The sequence below is a fragment of the Humibacter antri genome, assembly GCF_054777235.1.
On record NZ_BAAHAW010000030.1, the window covers coordinates 1 to 20,710 of the forward strand.

A 20,710-nucleotide genomic window follows, 5' to 3' on the forward strand; every position below is an offset into this window, starting at 1 on the left:
CCGTCACGTTCGCCGACCGTATGCCGGCCGCCGAAAACCTGTAGTACACAAAACGCCGGTTACACCGAATCTCGGACACTCCCGGCAGCCACGTTACGGATGGCCTCCAGCATCAGCCCGGCCGGGTCCTTATCAGCGATCACTCACGACCACGCCGCGCCCGGTGACAACACACAAAGGATCATCCACCGACAGGGCAAATACGTCATGCCGGACGCGACAGGCCACTACCCCTCAGAGCCTGCCCCAAGGAGCACGAACAACGTAACGGGCAAAACGATCCTGAAGCAAAAAGAACGGCAGCCGTTCAATGACTGCCGTTCCCAATGTTTTCAAGGGAAGTAGGGCGGACGGGACTTGAACCCGTGACCGGCGGATTATGAGTCCGATGCTCTAACCAGCTGAGCTACCGCCCCTCGAGGTGCGACGCCGTTATTCGGCGTCGGCCGGTGCGACATCGTCGGCGACGAGGTCGGGCACCGTTTCCCCACGATACAGGCACTCGAATGTGTTCAGCGTGCGCTGGATGTCGTGGGCCGCGATGAGCCGCAGGGACTCCTTCTTCATCGCGGTGAGCTCGTCGTGCGGCATCCGCAGCACGTGCTCGAGCTTCTCCGCGAGATCGGCGGCATCGCCCGGCCGGAACAGGTACCCGTTCTGGCCATCGTGCACCAAGTGCGGAAGGGCCATCGCATCTGCGGCCACCACAGGCAGTGCGGATGCCATCGCCTCCATCGTCACGATGGACTGCAGCTCCGCGATCGACGGCATCGCCAGCACGGTCGCGCGAGTGTAGGCCTCGCGGAGCTCGTCGTCGGACACATAGCCGGTGAATGTCACCCTGTCAGCGATGCCGAGCTGCTCGGCGAGCTGCTCCAGATGCCTACGCTGATCGCCGTCGCCGACGATCTCCAGCCCTACGTCGAGATCATCGGGAAGCATCCGCACCGCACGCAGAAGCACATCGATCTGCTTCTCACCGGTCACGCGCCCCACGAAGACGATGCGATTTTCGGTGCGCGGCTCGAAGTTCGGCGTGTATTTGTGGGCATCCACTCCGCAGGAGACCGCATACACCCCGCGCAGCCCGGTATGTGCTTCGAGGAACTGGGCAGCCTTGTGCGTTGGGGTGGTGACCGCCTCGGCGCGCTGGAACGTGCGGCCGGCGCCCTTCCAGGCGATGTGCACCGACCAATCCTGCAGCCACTTCGGGATGAGGGAGAACTCGACCATGTTCTCGGGCATGAGGTGGTTCGTGCCGATGAGCCGGATGCCGCGCTTCTGCGCCTCGATCGACAGCCCTCGGCCCACGATGACCGGGGACTGGAAGTGCACCACGTCGGGGCGCACCTCGTCGAGTACGTGTGCGCTGTTGCGCCGGATGGTCCACGGCATCGCAAACCGCAGCCACGGATGCGGATGCCAGCGCCAGCTGTACAGCCTGTGCATCACCATGCGCTGGCCCTCGTGCTCCTCGATCCAGGTGCCATGTCTGCGACCTGCAGACGGCCCCATCACGTGCACCTCGTGGCCGTGCTCGACAAGTCCCGCCGCCAGACGCTCCGCGAATCGGGCGGCGCCGTTGACGTCTGGCGCGAACGTGTCGACACCGATCAGAACCTTCAGTGGCTTGCGCTGCGAGGTCGCGGGAGGCGAGGGTTCCGCAACCGCGTCGCGTGAGTCCGTCAAGGAGTCGTCCTTCTCTTCATTCATTTCGTGCAGCAGCTGTGGCCGACACGATCGAACGCACCGGGAGTCGAGGCCGGGCGGGAATTCGCAGGCACCAGTCTATGCAGAGCCTCAGCCGCTCGGGTTCTCCGGGCCTGCAGCGTCGTCATACGAGTGCACGCCCGGGTGCACTCGAGCAAGCAGGAACACTCCGACGATCGCCACGGCACCGCAGAGCACGAACGCCAGCATCTGCCACAGCTGCGCTCCGGCAGCCTCGTTGAGGATGGTTATGCCGATCGTCACGGCGACGAGCGGGTCGATCACCGTCAGGCCTGCGATGACCAGGTCGGGCGGACCCGAGGCGTAAGCGTTCTGCACGAAGTAGGCGCCAAGGCCCACCGCAGCCAGCAGCGCGAGCACACACCACAGCGTGAGCACGTCGAATTCCTGCTGCTCGATACGCGAGATCACCGACTTCGCCAGGGTGGCGACGAATCCGTAGAGCACGCCGGCGCCGACCACGTAGCCGATGGCAGGCAGCCTCGCCCGAAAGATGGCGAAAGCCACACCGAACAGCACCAATACGACGCCGAGCACGATGAGGATTTCGATCAGGTCGCCTTCGGTGACCGGCACCTCCCGCGCGGCGAACGCGGCGACCACCACGAATGCGCCAACACCGCCGACGCACAGAGAGATCGCCAGGATCGTGCGCTTGTTCAACGGGTTGCCGCTGATTCTGGCATTGATGATCGCGGTGATGACGAGCGACACCGCACCCAGTGGCTGCACGACGATCAGGGGTGAGAAGGCCAGGCTGGTCAGCTGGAGCACAATGGCAAGGCCCAGCGTCATCGTGCCGAACACCCACGATGGACGGGCCAGCAGCAGGGTCAGCTGCTTCAGTTGAAGTCCGCCGCGGCCGTCGTGGTCGGTACGTCGCTCGACCTTGGTCACGCCGCGGTGCTGCAGTTGCGCGCCGAGCGAGAGGAATACCGCGCCGACGAGCGCGATCGGGATGCCGATGAACTGACGTGGCTGCAGCGCGGTGAGGTCGCTGGACGCCGCCGCCAGGTCGAAGATCACGTCACGACACTAACGGCAATGCGCGCCGATACCCTGGTCGAATGGCCGTTCTTCCGATCCGCATCTGCGGTGATCCCGTGCTGCACGCCCCCGCCACCGACGTGATGGAGTTCGACTCCAGCCTTCACGAACTGGTGCAGGACATGTACGACACGATGAAGGCAGCACCGGGCGTCGGACTGGCCGGCCCGCAGGTGGGTGTGGCGAAGCGACTCTTCGTCTACGACTGGACCGATGACTCCGACGAGCAGCATCGCGGCGTCGCGATCAACCCGACGCTGTGGATCGCACCGGTGCCGGCCGGTGACGCGGACCCCGACACGGAATCAGAAGGATGCCTGTCTTTCCCGGGTGAGAGATTCCCGCTACTGCGTTCCGCCCGGGTGATCCTGCAGGCGGTCGACGTGGAGGGCAAGCCGTTCGAAGTGCGGACAGACGGCTGGCTGGCGCGCATCTTCCAGCACGAGTACGACCACCTCGACGGCCTCCTCTATGTGGACCGACTCACCGACGGTCACGCCCGCACCGCGGCGAAAGTGGAGCGCAAGCGGGGCTGGGGTGTTCCTGGCCAGAGCTGGCTGCCAGGGGTCGACCACCTCGAGGACTGAACCGCCGGCGCTCGACCCCGGGTCTGAGCGCCGGCCGCTGCTCGACCGCCGGCCGTTCTCCGGCCGGCGGTCGAGCAGCCCTCAACGGGGCGACGGTCCCTGCCGGTTCGCCCGCAGCACTTCGAGGCGTTTGCGGTACTCCACCTCGTCGATGTCGCCCTGCGCGAAGCGCTCGGCGAGTGTCGACTCGGCATTGCTGCTCGCCGACCAGCCCCCGTACGGACCGAACCGGCCGGAAGGGCCGTGCTCGCGCCAGTACGCTCTGCGGCGCCTGGTGACGAGGAAGACGATCAGGACGATCACGAGGATCCAGAAGATCGGAATGAAGAAGAACAGCGGGAAGAACGGGAAGAACCCGCCTGCCCACGGTCCGCCCCAGTGCGCCGCGACCGCGGCGGGTGCCGCGCTCGCCGTGGACAAGAGTGCGCTGACCATGATGCGAGAACCTTTCTGACGATGAACGGGCTCGTTCGAGCCGATTCCAGGATCCTGCGAGAGTCGAAGCGAGCGCGTCCGCCCGCGGGAGGCATCCTTCTGCTCCCCTGGGAGCACGAGCAGCACGATGCCGGCGCAGGACCGGGTGGGTCAGAACCGTCCAGGTGCCACGAGCCCTGACTCGTAGGCGATGACCACGAGGTGCACGCGGTCGCGTGCACCGAGCTTCGTGAGGATGCGCGACACGTGCGTCTTCGCCGTGAGCGGGCTCATGAAGAGCCGCACGCCGATCTCCGCGTTGCTCAGACCCTCCGCGACGAGTACGAGCACCTCGCGCTCCCGCCCTGTGAGCGGCTCGAGCGCCGCGGCGGTCACCTCGGGTCGCACGGATCCGGACAGGCGCGACAGCAGGCGACGCGTGACTCCTGGCGACAGCAGCGCATCGCCGGCCGCAGCGACGCGAACCGAGCGGATGAGCTCTACCGGTTCGGTGTCTTTCACCAGGAACCCGCTGGCTCCCGCCCTGATCGCTTCGGACACGTACTCGTCGAGTTCGAACGTGGTCACGATGACGACGTGCACGCCCTGCAACGACTCGTCGCCCACGATCTCCGAGGTCGCCCACAGACCATCGCCGTCAGGCATCCGGATGTCCATGAGCACGACATCCGGTCGCTCGCGCCGCACCACCGCCAGGGCCTCGCGACCCGATGCTGCCTCGCCCGTCACCTCGATGTCTGGTTCGTGGTCGAGCAGCGCGCGGAATCCGGCGCGCACAAGCTGCTGATCGTCTGCCAGAACGACGCGAATCACGCGCCCCCCTCTCTTCGTCCGGCGCGGACGCTGCCCGCCGGCAGTCTCGCGATCACCCGGAATCCACCGTTCGGGGTCGCCTCGGCGACGAGTGTTCCTCCGAGTGCCGTTGCGCGTTCGCGCATGCCCAGGATGCCGCGTCCGGTCCCCCGATGCGGGGCGTCGGGGACGGGATCAGCAGACGGACCGTTCTCGACACGGACGACGACATCCGAGTGAGCCGCGACATCCACCACCACGGAGGCCGTGGCGGCGTGGCGTCGCACATTCGTCAACGACTCCTGCGCGATGCGATACGCAGCGGTCTGGGCGGCCGCCGAGACCGGCGGATGACCGTTCCATGCGCCGGTCGCGACGTCGCCGCGTGCTTCGACGCCGAGTCCGAGACGTCGGGACTCCTCCAGCAACGCCGGCAGAGCCTGAAGATTCGGCTCGGGGCGCCGCGGCGCGGACTCCTCTGCCGAATCGTCGGGATGCCGGAGCATCCCGAGCACACCGCGCACCTCATCCAGCGCGGATGCACTCGTCTCGCGAATGGAACGCAGGCTCTGCCGCGCACTCTCCGGGTCGTCGTCGAACAGGTGCAGCCCGACGCCGGCCTGCACACTGATCTGCGAGAGCGAGTGCGCGAGAACGTCGTGCAGCTCGCGAGCGATGCGCAGCCGTTCCTCCTCGGCAGCCGAGCGGCGGCGGGATGCCTCCTCGCGGGCCGCGATGCGGAACCTCTCCCGCCTGCCGCGCGCCCCGCTGGCGGCGCCCGCGACCACGCAGAGCGCAATGGTGACTGCGAGTATCCGGATGCCCGCCGCGCCTCCGCCCTGAGCCAGAACCCAGCCGATGCCGGCCAGGCCGATGCCGGCCAGCGTGCACCATGCCCAGATCGATTCGCCGGCGAGCACTACGCGCACCACGGCGATCGCCACCGCAAGCGCGGCGGCGGGTGGACCGGGCGCCAGTGCGATGGCAGGCACCGCGAGCGCCGCGACGGCGATCACGCCTGCCCTGCGCGAGGGAAGCAGCAGAAGCGCGGCAGCTGCGATCCCCAGCATCACAGATCCGGCTGCGACGAGATCGATCGGTCCGCTGACATGGTGCCAGGCGCCTGCGAACGCGAAGGCGAGCCCAGGCAGCTGCACGAAGACGCTCAGCGCGGTGGCGAAGATCCGTGCACGCCAGGGCCGGCGTGTGTGTGCCTCGGGCGCCGAGTCGGGCCCGGTGCGCAGCCAGGGCGGGTACGGCATCTCCTCATGCTAGCCAGCGGGCGTCACCGCACCATCGGCCCTCGGGCCGGTCATGACTACTCCCCGCGGAGTACGGCCTGCTCGTCGCCCGTCGCGATCGGAGCGTCGGCATGCTGCGACCACTCGCTCCACGACCCCGGATATATGGCGGGCCGGAACCCTGCAAGCATCAGCGCGGCGGCGTTGTGCGCCGCCGTCACACCCGAGCCGCAGTACGTCGCCACCGGAAGGTCGTCGGAGACACCGGCCGCCTCGAACCGCTCCCTCAGCTCTCGGGCGCCGAGGAACCGCCCCGACTCATCGATGTTGGCGTTCGTCGGCGAGTTGCGCGCCCCCGGGATGTGTCCGGCCCGAGGGTCGATCGGCTCGGTCTCGCCGCGGTACCGCTCAGGGGCACGTGCATCCAGAAGAACGCCGTGGCGTGGCAGGTGCAGTGCTTCGTCCATCGAGACGACCGGGAGGTGGCCGTAGCTCAGCGACACGTTTCCGGGCGTCGGCCGCACGCCGCCGGACTCGACCGCGCGACCGGTGGCGAGCCAGGCACGCACACCGCCGTCGAGCATCCGTACGTTCTCGAAGCCGCCGTGCCGAAGCAGCCACCACGCCCTGGCGGCTGACATGTTTCCGAGATCGTCGTAGACGACCACGAGGTCGTCTTCGTCGATCCCCCAGGCGCGGGCATCCTTTTCGAACTGCTCGATCGGCGGCAACGGATGCCTGCCCTGGCGAGGGTCCCCCTTCTGGGCCAGCTGTGTGTCGAGGTCCACATACACGGCGTCGGGAAGGTGCCCGGCGAGGTACGCCGGGCGGCCGTCCGGCACGTCCAGCCGCCACCGCACGTCGAGGATCCGCACGCGACGCCCGCCCGATGCCGCGTTCTCCAACGCAGCTGCGAGGTCGTCGGCGGTGATGAGCAGGTCGGAACGTTCGGACATGACGTCAACGCTACTCACGCGAATGTGGGCCCGCGCGCTACTCGAGTTCGTCCTCGGCGACCAGTTGCACGCTGCTCACGCCATCGATGCCGCTCAGCGCGTCGATCAATCGTGAAGTGTCATCCGGGCCACGCAGCTCCAGCAGCACCGCCGCCAGCCCGTCACCCGCGGGATGATGGTCGGCGCGGCTGACCACCCACCCTCCGCCGGTGATCGCCGTCAGTACGTCCCGGAGAAGTCCACGGCCGTCGCGGTAGACGACCTCGATCTGCACCTGCGCGTTGCGACCCCGAGGAAGCAGCCGAGTGACCGCCGTGAGTCCGTACGCGATCACGAAATGCAACGCGGTCACGGCCAGCGCGAGCACCCAGAGGCCGGCTCCCGCTGCCATTCCGATCGCGGCGGTCTCCCACACGGATGCCGCCGTCGTCAGGCCGTGCACAGCGCCGCGGCGGGTGAGGATGAGCCCGGCCCCGAGAAAGCCGATGCCGGTCACGACCTGCGCCGCAACTCGCGAAGGGTCGAGGGTGACGTGCGGGCCGAGAACATCCGTGAACCCGTACTTGCTCACCAGAAGGAAGAGAGCCGCAGATGTTCCGACGATCGCCTGCGTGCGAAGCCCTGCGCTCTTGCCGCGCAGCTGTCGCTCCAGACCGACGAAGGCACTGAGAACGAACGCGAGTGCCAACTCACCGAGCTGCAGCCAGCCCTGACCCTGGAAGACGTCGATCGCGTTGTTCATGACGCTTCGACCGTATGCCCGCCGCCGCAACTGCGGCGAGCCCTTGACGCTCCCCCACTTGGACTCGAACCAAGAACCTGCCGGTTAACAGCCGGCTGCTCTGCCAATTGAGCTATGGAGGAATGCCCCGTGGGGCTCCCCTACTTTACCAAAGCGCGGCCCCTGGACAAATCGGCCGACACCGGCGGGCGCGGCGCCGAAGGGGCCGCTATTCGCTGAGCCGGAGCGCCTCAGCGAGCTGAGCCACGTAGGGGTGCGTCGGCGCAGTGAAGACGTCTTCCATGGTGCCGTAGCCGACCAGCGATCCGGACTGCAGCACCGCGACCGTCGCCGTGGCGTTCCGCAGTACGCGGGCATCGTGGCTGACGATGACGGCGGCGAAATCGTGTTCGCCGTGCAGTCGCGCCAACAGGTCGACGACGGAGTCGCGCACCGTCACGTCGATGCCCGCAGTCGGCTCGTCGGCGACGAGCACACTCGGCCCGAGCACTAGTGCCTGCGCGATGGCGACTCGCTGCCGCTGGCCGCTGCTGAGCTCATACGGGTACTTGTCGAGCACACCGAGCGGCAACTGCACCGAGTCGAGGAGCGAGGCCGCACGCGCCCCCGCATCCCGCCTGCTGAAGTGCTTGTCCCGCTCGTAGATGGGTGCGGAGACAAGGTCGGAGACCGTCATCGCCCGGTCGAGGCGGGCACCGGCGTCCTGTTGCAGGTAGCCGACGTGGAATGTCAGCATCCTGCGATCCCGGGAGCGCAGTCGCCTGATCGAGTGACCCATGACGGCCGCGTCGCCACCGGTGATCCTGGGTGCCGCTCCCCCGTCGGCGCCCGCCCTGCCGGAGACGAGGCGTGCCAGCGTGCTCTTCCCGGAGCCGCTCTCGCCTAGGATGCCCAGCACCTCGTCGGGTCGCACGTGCAGGCTGATGCCGCGCAAGGCGACGCATCCGGCTGAGGCGCCATGCGGCGGGTACTCCGCCGAGAGGTCGTCGAGCACGATCGGGTCGCGGTACGTCTGTGCTGTCATTCGGTGGCTCCGGCGGGCATGATATTCAGCCTATTGGCGGCACGCGTGCCTCGAACACGTCACTCGCCGCGGAGCCGAGCGCGGTCCGCATCGATCTGCACGAGCTCGCGCTGGATGCCCGTCACCGTCTCGCGATCGACGGGGTCGGTGCGTTGCAGCCGGCCGAGGGCATCCGCTTTGCGTCGCAGCAGGTCGCGGTCGAGCAGGGACGCCGTCACCGACGTGGCGAACGCCGCCGCACCGGCTTCGTCGCGCGCCGGGATCGGCGCGACGCTGAGCTGCCTGACCAGACCGGCGAACGGCGCCGGAACGTCGCCCGCGACACGTTCCACCCAGCCCTGAGCGCCATACGCCTCCACGTTCGTCGCGATCGCGTCGCGCACGACCGCCAGCGACGCGTTCGAGAAGCCGGAGTGCGCCACCGCCGTGGCGCGTTGTGCGCCCACATGCTGCGGGTATTGCAGAACCGCCATCAACGCCTCGCGCTCCAGCCTGGTCGCGGGATCGGACCCGACGCTCTTCAGCGTCACATCCGACTCGCTCGAACCCTGCCCGTGCCCGACCCGGCCATCGTGCCCGTCGCGCTCATCGCCTCGATCACCGGTGTCGTGGCCCGTGCCGGGCTCGCCGCGGCCTGCGTCGCGTGTACTCTGACCTGCGGCCACCCGCCGCAGCGAACCCTGCCCGGCCGTGCGCACGGCCAGCTGCACTTCACCGAGCTCGACGCCGAGCATCCGTGCCAGCTGACGGGTGTATCCGGGCCGCAGCGCCGTGTCGCGGATGCCTGCCACGATCGGCGCGCACTCGCGCAGGGCGGCGACGCGGCCCTCGACGGTTTCAAGGTCGTACTTGCTCAGGGCCTGCCTGATGACGAACTCGAACATCGGACGCTTCGCATCCACCATATGGCGCACGGCAGTGTCGCCCTGTTTCAGGCGGAGATCGCACGGATCGAGTCCCGCAGGTCCGACGGCGACATAGGTCTGCGCTGCGAACCGCTGCTCCTCGCCGAAGGCGCGCAGGGCGGCCTTCTGCCCGGCCTCGTCGGGATCGAACGTGAACACGACCTCGCCGAGCCCGCTGTCGTCGCCGAGCACGCGACGCAGCACTTTGATGTGGTCGACGCCGAACGCCGTGCCGCACGTGGCCACAGCGGTGTCGACCCCGGCGAGGTGGCAGGCCATCACGTCCGTGTAGCCCTCTACGACGACGACGCGGTGCGAACGCGAGATCTCACGTTTGGCGAGATCGAGCCCGTAGAGCACCTGAGCCTTGTGATAGATCGCCGTCTCGGGCGTGTTGAGATACTTCGGCCCCTTGTCGTCGTCGAGAAGCCGGCGCGCGCCGAACCCGACGGTCTGACCTGTGACATCGCGGATCGGCCAGATGGCCCGGCCGCGGAACCTGTCGTACGCGCTGCCGCGCTCGCCGGTGGAGACGAGCCCGGATGCCGCCAGTTCGTCGGCCGTGAACCCGCGGCCGCGCAGGTGGGCGCCGAGAGAATCCCACGCGTTCGGGGCGAAACCCACACCGAAGCGCTCTGCGGCGATCGGATCGAAGCCCCGCTCGCCGAGGAATCGTCGGGCGGCATCCGCATCGGGCGCACCGAGTCGCTCCCTGAAGAACTCCTCGGCTGCCGCGTTCGCCGCTATGAGGCGTGCACGGTTGCCGGACTCTGCCGCCGCCGGGCCGCCGTCCTCGCAGTGCAGGCCGTACCCGATGCGGGCGGCGAGCCGCTCCACCGCCTCGGCGAAGGTGACGTGGTCCATCTTCATGAGGAACTCGTACACGTCGCCGCCCTCGCCACAGCCGAAACAGTGGTAGAGACCGACCTGAGGACGCACCTGGAAGCTCGGGCTGCGCTCGTCGTGGAAGGGGCAGAGACCCTTCAGCGATCCCACCCCGGCGGACTTGAGAGTGACATAGTCGCCGACGATGTCGGCGAGGTTCGTTCTGGCCTTGACCTCATCGACATCGCTCTGTCGAATACGGCCCGCCATGAGGTTGATTCTATGGCGCGTGCGCCATGGGCAACGCTGGTTGTGGAGGGCGTCTCGAGCGTGCGGGGCTCGCTGCGATTCAGGACCTGTGGTCGGGAACGCCCACTACGACGAAAACCCGGGCCAGCTGATGATCGATCAGAGCGATTGCCTCGTCCGGTTCTCGCTGTTTCAGCAGAACGCTCGGCTGCAGGCCTTCCGCGAGTGCCACCAGAATGGCGGCCTCGGTCGGGGCATCCACCTGTGGGAACGTTTCGCCCGCCTGCTGTCCCTGGTGGATGAGACTCGCTACGAGATGCTCGAGGGCATGCGGCGCTTCACGGGTGGCGTCGGCCAGCTCAGGATCGTTCAGGAACCGCATGAAGTACGCCGAATAGACCAACTGTCTGGTGCGCCGCTCCTCGTCGACGGGAAGAAGTTCGAGGAGAACTCCCCTCACGACCGTGCGCATGCTGGGCGCGTCACCGAGGAGTTCAAGGCGGCCGCGTGCCTGGAGCTCCGCGTCTTCGTTGAGGATCTTCAACGCACCGAGCAACATGTCGGCCCTCGTGCCGAAGTAGTACTGCAGAAGCCTGGCTGACACCTGGGCTTCGGTGGCGACCTGCCGCAGAGTGACGTTCTCGAGCCCGCCATCGGTCGCTTTGCGCCACACCGCCTCGGCGATCTGGCGCCTGCGCTGGTCGTGGTCCACCTGCTTCGGCATCCGATTCCTCTCGAGTCCGTTATGGTTCGAGTGTACCAAAACGTGTTATGGTGCGATCGGACCATACCAGTGAGGAGTGCCGCCCGAAGGGCGCTTCGTGACAAGAGGGAGACCGCAAGATGAAGTACATCATCGTATTGATCGTCGGAATGGCACTGCTCGTGCTCGGCGCACAGAGCGCCATTCGGCTGATGGTGAATCACGCGGACGCCGGAGTGCTCGGGTGGCTGCCCGGTGGTTTCGCGGTCTGGCTCGCGTGTTACCTGGCCGCAGTCGTCGTGGGTGTCCTGTTCGCCGGGTGGGCTGGAAAGCGGGCCCAGCAGAGCCGCCACGAGTCGTGATGGGTCAGTGGTCCTACTGGTGTGCGAGGCGCTCGTACCAGGAGATCGCCGACTGGTCCGTCAGGCTTGCGACCTGATCGACGACGACGCGTTTGCGGGCCGCGTCATCAGCTGCCTGCCGCCAGTCCTCTGCGGATCCGGGGTCGAGGTTCGCCTCGCCTGTGTTCAGCAGCACATCGGCGAGCTCGGTGAGCATCGTGCGCTGCCTGGCGTAGATCGGCTGACGGGTGTTGCGAGACATCACGAACGTGGCCACGATGCCCTTCAGAACGGCGATCTCCGCCTGGATCCCCGGCGGTACCACGACATCGGCGCCGAAGCGACTGAGGCTCGACTGCGGGAACGCCTCCCGCGTGGCACCTGCTGCGGAGACGGCGAAACGACCGATGAGCTGGCTCGTCAGGTTCTTCAGCCTGGCCTGGGCGCGACGCGAGCCGTCCCAGTCGTCGAGCCAGACATCCAGGCTGTCCAGCCGATCGAAGGCGTCGATGAGCTGGTCGTGCCCGATCTCGCCGCCGATCCACTCGTACATGGAGCTCACGAGCGCGTCGTGGTCGACCCGTCGACCGAGCGCAGCGACATCGATGTATCCGTTGACCACCGCGTCTTCGAAGTCATGAACCGAGTACGCGATGTCGTCGGAAAGATCCATCACCTGAGCCTCGACGCATCTCACGCGATCCGGTGCTCCCTCGCGCAGCCAGTGGAACGCCGGCTCATCGTCTGCGTAGAAGCCGAACTTCGCGCGCCCGCTGGGGTCGGCCACCGACGACGAAGCGGGCCACGGGTATTTGCAGCTGGCATCGAGACTGGCCCGCGTCAGATTGAGTCCGTACGGATGACCGTCGACACCGAACACCTTCGGCTCCAGTCGTGTGAGCAGCCGCAGGGTCTGCGCGTTGCCCTCGAACCCACCGACATCGCTCGACCATTCGGCCAGCGCCCGTTCGCCGTTGTGCCCGAACGGCGGATGCCCGATGTCGTGTGCGAGGCATGCCGTGTCGACCACATCCGGATCCAGGCCGAGGCTCGAGGCGAGCTCGCGCCCCACCTGCGCCACTTCGAGGGAGTGCGTCAGCCGGTTGCGCGCGAAGTCCAGCCCGGCCGACGGGCTGAGCACCTGAGTCTTGGCGGCGAGCCTGCGCAGCGCACTGGAGTGCAGCAGCCGGGCGCGGTCGCGCGCGAAGTCGCTGCGCCGGGTCGAGTGCTGCTCGGGCAGCCAGCGCTCACGGTCGAAAGCGGTGTAGCCGGTGCGTGCGCCGGCAGCATCCGGGCGCCCGAGTTCCCGGCGGGCGCCGGAGCGCCCGGCATCGGTGGTGGTGCCGGGGTCAACCGCCACTCGTGTTCACCTCTGCTTCGGCCAGCTGCTCGTGTTCGCCGGCCGCGATGGAGCGCGATTCCAGCCAGCGGTCGGGCAGCGCGGGATTCTTCGGCGTCCCGGCGCGCCCGCGCGGTCCCTCTGCGCCCTCACCGGGGTACGGCTGCGTGGGGTCGAGCGTGCCCAGCAGATCGTCCAGCTGCTGCAGGGACTCGACGGTGGCCAGCCGCGCCCGGAGGTCGCCACCGACCGGGTAACCCTTGAAGTACCAGGCGACGTGCTTGCGGATGTCGCGGCATCCGCGTTCCTCGCTCTCGAAGAACTCCACGAGCAGCTCGGCGTGCCGCCGGAACGCGGCCATCACCTCGCCGAGGCCCGGGCGCGCAGTCGCGGCTTGCGCCTGCTCGGCGCTGATCTCACCCGCGCGGGCTTTGAACGCTGCGGCGAGGTCGCCGAACAGCCACGGACGTCCCAGGCAGCCACGACCGACGACGACGCCGTCGCAGCCGGTCTGCTCGACCATGCGGATGGCATCCTCTCCCGTCCAGATGTCGCCGTTGCCGAGCACCGGAACGCTCGTCACGGTCTCCTTGAGCTTCGCGATGGCCGACCAGTCGGAGTGGCCGGAGTAGAACTGGGACGCTGTTCGCGCATGCAGCGCGATCGAGGCGACCCCGGCGCCTTCGGCGATGCGACCGGCCTCCAGATAGGTGAGGTGGTCGGCGTCGATGCCCTTGCGCATCTTGATCGTGAGCGGCCGGTCGCCGGATGCCTGCACCGCGGCGGTCACGATGTCGCGGAACAGGTCGAGCTTCCACGGCAGCGCGGCTCCCCCGCCCTTGCGCGTGACCTTGGGCACAGGGCATCCGAAGTTCAAGTCGATGTGGTCGGCGCGATCCTCGGCCACCAGCATGGTGACCGCCTCGCGCACTGTCGTCGGGTCGACGCCGTAGAGCTGGATCGACCGCGGCGTCTCGCTGGAGTGGTGACGGATCAACCGCATCGACTCGGGGGTGCGCTCGACCAGCGCACGGGAGGTGATCATCTCGCTCACGTAGAGGCCGGCACCGAACTCCCGGCACAGACGGCGGAAAGCGGTGTTGGTGATGCCCGCCATCGGCGCGAGCACGACGGGAGCGTCGAGACGTAGCGGACCGATCGCGAGCTGCGAGGGGCTTAGTGTTGCGGAGGGAGACATCGCTGACGATTCTCCCAGATGGCGCCTGAAAGACCAGATGGCGCTCTACGGAACAGGTGTCGACCGAATGAACGGGGTGCGCATGCCGCCCGGACGCGAACGAGTCGTCGAGGATGCCGCGGCGCGGGGCGTCGACGTACGGATCGTCGAGCGACCCCCGGCTCGCTCCCTGCATGAGGCCGCTGCGCTGCTTGGCATCGAGCCGTCGGAGATCGTCAAGTCGCTCGTGGTGAAGAGGCACGACGGCGACTACCTGTTCGCGCTGGTTCCCGGTGGCCGCAAGATCTCCTGGGCGAAGCTGCGCGGGCTGCTGGGCGTGAACAAGCTTTCTCTGCCGGATGCCTCGCTCGCCCTCGCCGCGACCGGTTACGAGCGCGGAACCATCACGCCGTTCGGTTCGACGACCGCCTGGCCCGTCGTGGCCGATACCGGTGTCGCCGGTCGCACCGTCGCGATGGGTGCAGGCGAGCACGGCTACAGCGCGTTCGTCGATGGGGACGCGCTGATCCGCGCGTTCGGCGCCACGGTCGCCGACATCACCGACTCCGAGTAGCGTCCCCGCTCGTTGGGTAGTCCCACCGACCGCGGAGCAGCGGCCACCCGCCGGCGGCCACCCGCTCCGCGAGACTAGCCGTATGGGATGAGGCTAGGTGCACAGCGCCAGGTCTCATCCCATACGGCTAGTCGCGCTGCGGGATCGCCGCCGACTCGTCGTTCGTCGGCGTCGGAATCACACAGATGTCGCCGTCGCAGACGACCGCGTTCGGGTCGCCAAGCGGCTTCAGCCCGGTCATGCGGACGCTTCCTCCGACGCGCCATCGCGCTCCACCCACACCTGCTCCAGCACCTGCGTGAACGTCGTCGCCTCCTGCGCTCCGGAGACCCCGTACTTGCCGTCGATCACGAAGAACGGCACGCCGGAGATGCCGTACTCCTGAGCCGTGGCCTGGTCTTCGCGAACCGCCGAAAGGTAGTCGCCGCGCTCGAGCGCGGTTCGTGCATCCTCGGCGTCGAGCCCGATCTCCGACGCGTAGCGTGCAAGGTCGTCGACGCGACCGACGTGACCACCCTCGACGAAGTAGGCCTTCAGCAGGCGTTCCTTCATCTCGGCCTGCTTGCCGTGCGCTTTCGCGTAGTGGATCAGCTCGTGCGCCTTGACCGTGTTCGTGTGCTGCATGGCGGCGAAGTCGTAGTCGAGCCCGACCTGGCCCGCGATTCCACGCACGCGCTCCAGCATCTGCGCTGCCTCATCGGAGCTGATCCCCTTGTGCTGGGCGAGATAATCGGCCTCATTCCCCTCGAAGTCGACGGGAGTGTCGGGCGAGAGCTCGAACGAGTGGTACTCGACCTCCACGCCTCGACCATCGCCGGAGCCGGCGAACAGGCCGGATCCCGCCTCGAACTTGCGCTTTCCGATGTAGCACCACGGGCACGCCACATCGGACCAGATGTCAACCTTGATGGGATCGCTCACATCGAGGTGCAACGGTGAATGGCCGGCCGCTATTCCGCTGCGGCCGGAGCATCGACGGCGCCGCCGAAGCGGCGGCTGCGCGCCGCGTACAACTCGACGGCGCGCCACAGATCCTTGCGTGAGAAGTCCGGCCACAACGTGTCGAGGAACACCATCTCCGCGAACGCACTCTGCCACAGCATGAAGTTGCTCGTGCGCTGCTCCCCCGAACTGCGCACGAACAGGTCGACGTCGGGCAGATCGGGCGCATACAGGTGACGCTGGATCGTCTTCTCTGTGATGGCGGAAGCACGCATTCTTCCTGCTGCGACCTCGTCGGCGATGCTGCGCACGGCATCCGCGATCTCCGTACGGCCGCCGTAGTTCACACACATCGTCAGCGTGAGCACGTCGTTGCCCGCCGTGAGCCGCTCGGCGAACTGCAACTCCTTGATGACGGATGTCCACAGCCGCGGCTTCCTGCCTGCCCACCGCACGCGAACGCCCCATTCGTTCAGCTGATCGCGCCTGCGGTGCAGCACGTCGCGGTTGAAGCCCATCAGGAATCGCACCTCGTCGGGAGAGCGCCGCCAGTTCTCGGTGGAGAACGCATACACGCTCAGCTGCTTCACGCCGACCTGGATGGCGCCGGCGACGACGTCGAGCAGGGAGGCCTCCCCCGCCTTGTGGCCCTCGATGCGCGTGAGCCCGCGACGATTCGCCCAGCGGCCGTTGCCGTCCATAACCAGGGCGATGTGGCCGGGCACCACGGATGTCGGCAACGGCGGCGGATACTCGCCCGTCCAGTCCACGGGGCGGAAGGCGACGGCGTCCTTGTGCGTGTAGGGCTTCGGAGTCATGCCGTCTCTCCGGTGGTTGCCCTGGAGACGTAGGGAAGAGACCGGAGGCCTCGCTCGAGGTGCCATTGGACGTACGCGGAGACGATGCCGCTCGCTTTTGCGCGCGTGGCGGCAGCCGTGGATTCGGCAGTCGGCCAGTCGCCCTCCACGAGCGCGATCAGCAGGTCGATGACCTCTCGGCCCACCCTCGGCGCGCCCGGGGGTGCGCAGTCGTCGCACACCACCCCGCCCAATTGCACGACGATGCTCGCATGCTGCCCCGGCCGGCCGCAGCGCGCGCACGCGTCGAAACTCGGTGCCCACCCGGCAAGCGAGAGCGCGCGCAGTAGGTAGGAGTCGAGCGTGAGCGACGCGTCGTGCTCGTGCCGCGACAGTGACCGCAGCGCACCGACGAGCAGCAGGTACTGCTGCCTCGATCCCTCCGACTCGGTCAGACGGTCGGCCGTCTCGACCATGGCGTTGGCAGCCGTGAAGCTCGAGTAGTCGGCAGCGATCTCGGCACCGTACGCGCCGAGCGACTCTGCCTGGTTGACGATGTCGAGGCTGCGACCCTCGTAGAGCTGCACGTCGGCGACCATGAACGGTTCGAGGCGCGCACCGAACTTCGAGGCCGTTCGACGAACGCCTTTGGCCACCGCGCGCACCTTGCCGTGACCCCTGGTCAGCATGGTGACGATGCGATCGGCCTCGCCCAGCTTGTGGGTGCGCAGCACGACGGCTTCATCACGGTAGGTGGGCACCGGTCCATTATCGCCGTGTCGACCCCGGCGCCAGGTAGGCCGCTCGGATGCCGCGGCTCCACAATGGAGCGGTGACCGAGCCTGCCTTCATCATCCCGCTCTGGGCGGACCTGACCGCTGTCGCACTGGGAGGCATCCAGGGTGCGCTGTTCGCCTCCGGGTTTCGCGGCCAACGGCGGCTCGACCTGCTGGGTGTCGCGATCACCGGAACCGTCGTCGGGCTCGGCGGCGGACTGACCAGAGACCTGCTCCTCGTGGTGCGTCCAGCCATGCTCTCCAACAACTGGTATCTGATCACGGTGATCGCCGCATCCCTGGCCGGCATGCTGTTGGCGGGGCCACTGCGAAGACTGAACTTCATCATCGTCGTGCTGGACGCCCTCGTGATCGGCATGTTCGGAGCATTCGGCACCGCGAAAGCGCTCGGGCTCGGCGTTCCGGTCGTGCCCGCCGTGTTCGTCGGCGTCTTCGCCGCGGTCGGCGGCAGCGTGTTGCGCGACGTGATCATGGGTCTGCCGGTGGCGATCATGCACGTGGGATCGCTGTACGCCGTCGCCGCAGCGGCAGGATGCGTGCTCCTCGTCGTTCTGCACGGCTTCGGCGTCGACCTGTTCGTCTCGGGCACCGCGGGGTTCGGGCTCACCGCAGTGATCCGTATTCTCGCCGTCGTGTTCGATCTCTCGCTACCGGAGCAGCGGATGCTGTATCGCCGCAAGGTTGCGGCGGAGACCTCCGCGATCCCCATCATCAAGCGGGATGATGGCAGCACCACCGCTGGTTGAGATTGTCGAAACCTCGGCCTGGTCTCGACAAGGTCAGCCAGCGGCGAAGCCGCTCAAGTCGCGTCCCACAGCGCGCGATAGTACGCGATGCGTTCCTCGTCGGGCTCGACTCCGTATGCCTCGTAGTAGAGGGCGTCGTAGCCCGCGCCGTAGTTCCACTCCGTGCTCCACGCACCGATGGCGATGTCGGCCCAGCGGTCTGCGACGCCCATCCGGCCCAGATCCACGTACCCGACGACGACGCCGTCGTCGGCCAGCAGAGTATTGGGAGCGCACGCATCGCCATGGCAGACCACGAGAGTGTCGACGGCGGGCACCTCGCCCAGCCGATCGAGCGCCGCAACACGCTCCGGGATGCGCTGCGCCCGGCTGCGTTCGATCCGCTCGGCGACCGACCAGTCGAATGGGCATCCGGCCACGGGCAATGCGTCATGCAGGTGCCGCAACCCTTCACCGAGCGCGCGGACGGACGTCTCGGGTTCGGCGCGCCACCGTTTCGTCACCGCGTTCGTGCCGGGCAGCGCACGCGTTACAAGGACCTCTCCGTCATCGCCCGACGTGTAGTCAAGTACGACGGGAACACGTATGAAGCGGCCCGTCCACTCCAATCGCTCCGCGTCGGCTGCGAGGTCGAGCTCGCTGTTCGGCGGCGCCCACTTCGCGAACACGCGCTCGTCGCCCAGCCGGCCACGCACCGTGACACCGCCGGCCTCGTTGACCCACACGATGGACTCGATGCCGTTCCCGAGCCGCCTTCTGAGCGGCTCGGGAACGGCGAACGACGCATCCGGTTCGCCCGCAAGGGAACGCGCGCCGTGCGACACGGCGGGAACGCCGCTGTCGGGCTCGGCCGTGCCGGGAAGAGGGAGACTCACCACTGAGCAGGACGTGGCGCGATCAGGCGGATGCCAACTGGCGCTCGGTCACACCGTCACCGACACGCACCGCACGGTTGACGGCCGACACGATCGCCTTCAGTGACGCCGAGACGGTGTCGGAGTCGATGCCGACGCCCCACAGCCGTCGTTCGCCGACCTGCAGCTCGACGTAGGAGGCCGCCTGGGCGTCGCCCCCCTCCGACATGGTGTGCTCGACGTAGTCGTAGAGGGACACCTGGATGCCGCGTGCGGCCAGCAGCGTCAGGAACGCGTCGATGGGGCCGTTGCCGCTCGCCTCGGTCCATTCCACGTCGTTCCCGTCGCGCAGCTTCACACGCAACGACAATGTGCCGGACTCATCCTTCGTCGTTGCGGTGGACTGCACCTCGAGACGTCCCCATTTCTCTGTCTCGTGGGCGCTCGGCAGATACTCGTCGCTGAAGATGCTCCACAGGTGGTCGCTCGTGACCTCGCCGCCCTCGGCATCGGTCTTGGCCTGCACCACGCCGGAGAACTCGATCTGCAGCTTGCGCGGCAGATCGAGTGCGTGATCGTTCTTCAGCAGGTAGGCCACGCCGCCCTTGCCGGACTGCGAGTTGACCCGGATGACCGCCTCGTAGCTGCGACCCAGATCCTTGGGGTCTACCGGCAGGTAAGGCACTGCCCACACGAGCTCGTCGACGTCGACTCCCTGCTCGTCGGCGTTCGCGGCCATCGCCTCGAAACCCTTCTTGATCGCGTCCTGGTGCGAACCGCTGAACGCGGTGAAGACGAGGTCTCCCACCCAGGGGTGCCGCTCGTTCACGGGCAACTGGTTGCAGTACTCGACCGTGTGCTTGATGCCGTCGATGTCGCCGAAATCGATCTGCGGGTCGATGCCCTGCGTGAACAGGTTGACGCCCAGCGCCACGATGTCGACGTTGCCGGTGCGCTCGCCGTTGCCGAACAGGCATCCTTCGATGCGGTCGGCACCGGCAAGGTAACCGAGCTCGGCCGCCGCGATAGCGGTTCCGCGGTCGTTGTGCGGGTGCAGCGAGAGGATGACGTGCTCGCGGTGATTCAGATGCCGGGACATCCACTCGATCGAGTCCGCGTACACGTTCGGCGTCGCCATCTCCACCGTCGCAGGCAGGTTGATGATCACGTTGCGTTCGGGCGTGGGCTCGAACACCTCCAGCACCTGGTTGCAGATGTCTGCTGCGAACTCGAGTTCCGTGCCGGTGTAGCTCTCGGGCGAGTACTCGTAATAGACGGTCGTGCCGGGAACGGTCGATTCGAGCTCTTTGCACTTGCGGGCACCACGCAGTGCGATATCGATGATGCCTCGCTGGTCGGTGCGGAACACGACGGCCCGCTGCAGAACGCTTGTGGAATTGTACAGATGCACGATGGCCTGTTTGGCGCCACGGATAGCCTCGTACGTGCGCTCGATCAGGTGGTCGCGGGCCTGTGTCAGTACCTGGATCGCCACATCGTCGGGAATCGCGCCGGTCTCGATCAGGCTGCGGACGAAGTCGAAGTCGGTCTGGCTGGCGCTCGGAAACCCGACCTCGATCTCCTTGTAGCCCATGCGCACCAGTAGGTCGAACATGATGCGCTTGCGCTCAGGGCTCATCGGATCGATGAGCGCCTGGTTGCCATCGCGCAGGTCGACGGCGCACCACCGCGGTGCCTTCGTGATGCGGGCGTCCGGCCAGGTGCGGTCGGGCAGCTCTACACGGATCTGCTCGTGAAACGGCCGGTACTTGTGAATCGGCATCGCAGACGGCTGTTGGGTGTTCTGCATGGTGTTCTCTTCTTCTCGCGAAAGTTGTTCAGCCGACGACGAACTCCGCGACGAGGGAGGCCGAGAGACTAGGCCTCGTCGCGGCAGCTAAGAAGG

General features: G+C 67.4%; 21 protein-coding genes and 2 tRNA genes. 4 read left to right on the forward strand and 19 right to left on the reverse strand.

The genetic code is table 11. The features are described from left to right. Positions 1–342: 342 nt before the first annotated feature. From ACYVDK_RS13150 to ACYVDK_RS13160, 3 genes are all read right to left on the reverse strand, one after another. Positions 343–416: transfer RNA gene (locus ACYVDK_RS13150), tRNA-Ile, on the reverse strand. Between the two features lie 16 nt (positions 417–432). Then, positions 433–1,713, reverse strand: a complete 1,281-nt coding sequence (locus ACYVDK_RS13155) for a glycosyltransferase (RefSeq protein ID WP_460522446.1) — start codon at positions 1,711–1,713, stop codon at positions 433–435. An 87-nt stretch (positions 1,714–1,800) separates the two neighbouring features. Beyond that, entirely contained in the window at positions 1,801–2,757 is a 957-nt protein-coding gene (locus ACYVDK_RS13160; protein WP_460522448.1) for a DMT family transporter, read from the reverse strand. Positions 2,758–2,798: 41 nt separating this feature from the next. On the opposite strand from ACYVDK_RS13160, the gene def reads away from it, so the two are divergent. Further along, positions 2,799–3,365 (forward strand): peptide deformylase, encoded by a 567-nt coding sequence (gene def, locus ACYVDK_RS13165; protein WP_460522450.1) that lies wholly within the window; start codon positions 2,799–2,801, stop codon positions 3,363–3,365. An 81-nt stretch (positions 3,366–3,446) separates the two neighbouring features. Here the strand turns inward: def and ACYVDK_RS13170 are convergent, their stop codons facing one another. From ACYVDK_RS13170 to ACYVDK_RS13210, 9 genes are all read right to left on the reverse strand, one after another. Then, the gene (locus ACYVDK_RS13170) at positions 3,447–3,800 is read right to left on the reverse strand and encodes an SHOCT domain-containing protein (protein WP_460522452.1); all 354 of its coding nucleotides are present in this window, start codon (positions 3,798–3,800) and stop codon (positions 3,447–3,449) included. Positions 3,801–3,950: 150 nt separating this feature from the next. Next, complete coding sequence (locus ACYVDK_RS13175; RefSeq protein ID WP_460522454.1) at positions 3,951–4,613, reverse strand: transcriptional regulator; 663 nt, start codon at positions 4,611–4,613, stop codon at positions 3,951–3,953. After that, complete coding sequence (locus ACYVDK_RS13180) at positions 4,610–5,854, reverse strand: sensor histidine kinase (RefSeq protein ID WP_460522456.1); 1,245 nt, start codon at positions 5,852–5,854, stop codon at positions 4,610–4,612. The genes ACYVDK_RS13175 and ACYVDK_RS13180 overlap by 4 nt, the downstream gene beginning before the upstream one ends. 56 nt (positions 5,855–5,910) lie before the next feature. After that, positions 5,911–6,789: a sulfurtransferase gene (locus ACYVDK_RS13185; protein ID WP_460522458.1), complete on the reverse strand. Its 879-nt coding sequence runs from the start codon at positions 6,787–6,789 to the stop codon at positions 5,911–5,913. 37 nt (positions 6,790–6,826) lie between these two features. Next, complete coding sequence (locus tag ACYVDK_RS13190) at positions 6,827–7,531, reverse strand: MgtC/SapB family protein (RefSeq protein ID WP_460522460.1); 705 nt, start codon at positions 7,529–7,531, stop codon at positions 6,827–6,829. Between the two features lie 49 nt (positions 7,532–7,580). After that, positions 7,581–7,653: transfer RNA gene (locus tag ACYVDK_RS13195), tRNA-Asn, on the reverse strand. Between the two features lie 86 nt (positions 7,654–7,739). Then, positions 7,740–8,555 carry an ABC transporter ATP-binding protein gene (locus ACYVDK_RS13200; protein WP_460522462.1) on the reverse strand — a complete coding sequence of 272 codons (816 nt, stop codon included), beginning with the start codon at positions 8,553–8,555 and terminating at the stop codon, positions 7,740–7,742. A 59-nt stretch (positions 8,556–8,614) separates the two neighbouring features. Next, entirely contained in the window at positions 8,615–10,555 is a 1,941-nt protein-coding gene (gene dnaG / locus ACYVDK_RS13205) for a DNA primase (RefSeq protein ID WP_460522464.1), read from the reverse strand. 79 nt (positions 10,556–10,634) lie between these two features. Next, complete coding sequence (locus tag ACYVDK_RS13210) at positions 10,635–11,258, reverse strand: TetR/AcrR family transcriptional regulator (protein ID WP_460522466.1); 624 nt, start codon at positions 11,256–11,258, stop codon at positions 10,635–10,637. A gap of 119 nt (positions 11,259–11,377) precedes the next feature. On the opposite strand from ACYVDK_RS13210, the gene ACYVDK_RS13215 reads away from it, so the two are divergent. Continuing rightward, complete coding sequence (locus ACYVDK_RS13215; protein ID WP_460522468.1) at positions 11,378–11,599, forward strand: hypothetical protein; 222 nt, start codon at positions 11,378–11,380, stop codon at positions 11,597–11,599. 13 nt (positions 11,600–11,612) lie between these two features. On the opposite strand, the gene ACYVDK_RS13220 is transcribed toward ACYVDK_RS13215, so the two are convergent. Together ACYVDK_RS13220 and dusB are read right to left on the reverse strand one after the other, a co-directional pair. Beyond that, positions 11,613–12,938, reverse strand: coding sequence for a deoxyguanosinetriphosphate triphosphohydrolase family protein (locus ACYVDK_RS13220; protein WP_460522470.1), 1,326 nt, complete (start codon positions 12,936–12,938; stop codon positions 11,613–11,615). Next, positions 12,928–14,115, reverse strand: a complete 1,188-nt coding sequence (dusB, locus tag ACYVDK_RS13225) for a tRNA dihydrouridine synthase (RefSeq protein ID WP_460522472.1) — start codon at positions 14,113–14,115, stop codon at positions 12,928–12,930. The genes ACYVDK_RS13220 and dusB overlap by 11 nt, the downstream gene beginning before the upstream one ends. An 82-nt stretch (positions 14,116–14,197) precedes the next feature. Here dusB and ACYVDK_RS13230 point away from each other — a divergent pair, with 82 nt between their 5' ends. Continuing rightward, positions 14,198–14,668 (forward strand): aminoacyl-tRNA deacylase, encoded by a 471-nt coding sequence (locus ACYVDK_RS13230; RefSeq protein WP_460522762.1) that lies wholly within the window; start codon positions 14,198–14,200, stop codon positions 14,666–14,668. 237 nt (positions 14,669–14,905) lie between these two features. Here the strand turns inward: ACYVDK_RS13230 and ACYVDK_RS13235 are convergent, their stop codons facing one another. The 3 genes from ACYVDK_RS13235 to recO are packed head-to-tail and all read right to left on the reverse strand — an operon-like array spanning position 14,906 to position 17,168. Then, on the reverse strand, positions 14,906–15,589 hold the full coding sequence (locus ACYVDK_RS13235; protein WP_460522474.1) for a DsbA family oxidoreductase: 684 nt from the start codon (positions 15,587–15,589) through the stop codon (positions 14,906–14,908). A gap of 29 nt (positions 15,590–15,618) precedes the next feature. Further along, positions 15,619–16,428, reverse strand: coding sequence for an undecaprenyl diphosphate synthase family protein (locus ACYVDK_RS13240; RefSeq protein WP_460522476.1), 810 nt, complete (start codon positions 16,426–16,428; stop codon positions 15,619–15,621). Beyond that, positions 16,425–17,168 carry a DNA repair protein RecO gene (gene recO, locus ACYVDK_RS13245; protein ID WP_460522478.1) on the reverse strand — a complete coding sequence of 248 codons (744 nt, stop codon included), beginning with the start codon at positions 17,166–17,168 and terminating at the stop codon, positions 16,425–16,427. Before recO ends, ACYVDK_RS13240 begins: the two co-directional genes overlap by 4 nt. 71 nt (positions 17,169–17,239) lie before the next feature. Here recO and ACYVDK_RS13250 point away from each other — a divergent pair, with 71 nt between their 5' ends. After that, positions 17,240–17,950, forward strand: a complete 711-nt coding sequence (locus ACYVDK_RS13250) for a trimeric intracellular cation channel family protein (protein ID WP_460522480.1) — start codon at positions 17,240–17,242, stop codon at positions 17,948–17,950. A gap of 53 nt (positions 17,951–18,003) precedes the next feature. Here ACYVDK_RS13250 and ACYVDK_RS13255 read toward each other — a convergent pair whose 3' ends face one another. Both ACYVDK_RS13255 and leuA read right to left on the reverse strand, forming a co-directional pair. Continuing rightward, positions 18,004–18,825: a phosphotransferase gene (locus ACYVDK_RS13255; RefSeq protein ID WP_460522482.1), complete on the reverse strand. Its 822-nt coding sequence runs from the start codon at positions 18,823–18,825 to the stop codon at positions 18,004–18,006. Positions 18,826–18,847: 22 nt separating this feature from the next. Further along, positions 18,848–20,614, reverse strand: a complete 1,767-nt coding sequence (gene leuA / locus ACYVDK_RS13260; protein ID WP_460522484.1) for a 2-isopropylmalate synthase — start codon at positions 20,612–20,614, stop codon at positions 18,848–18,850. Between the last annotated feature and the right edge of the window lie 96 nt (positions 20,615–20,710).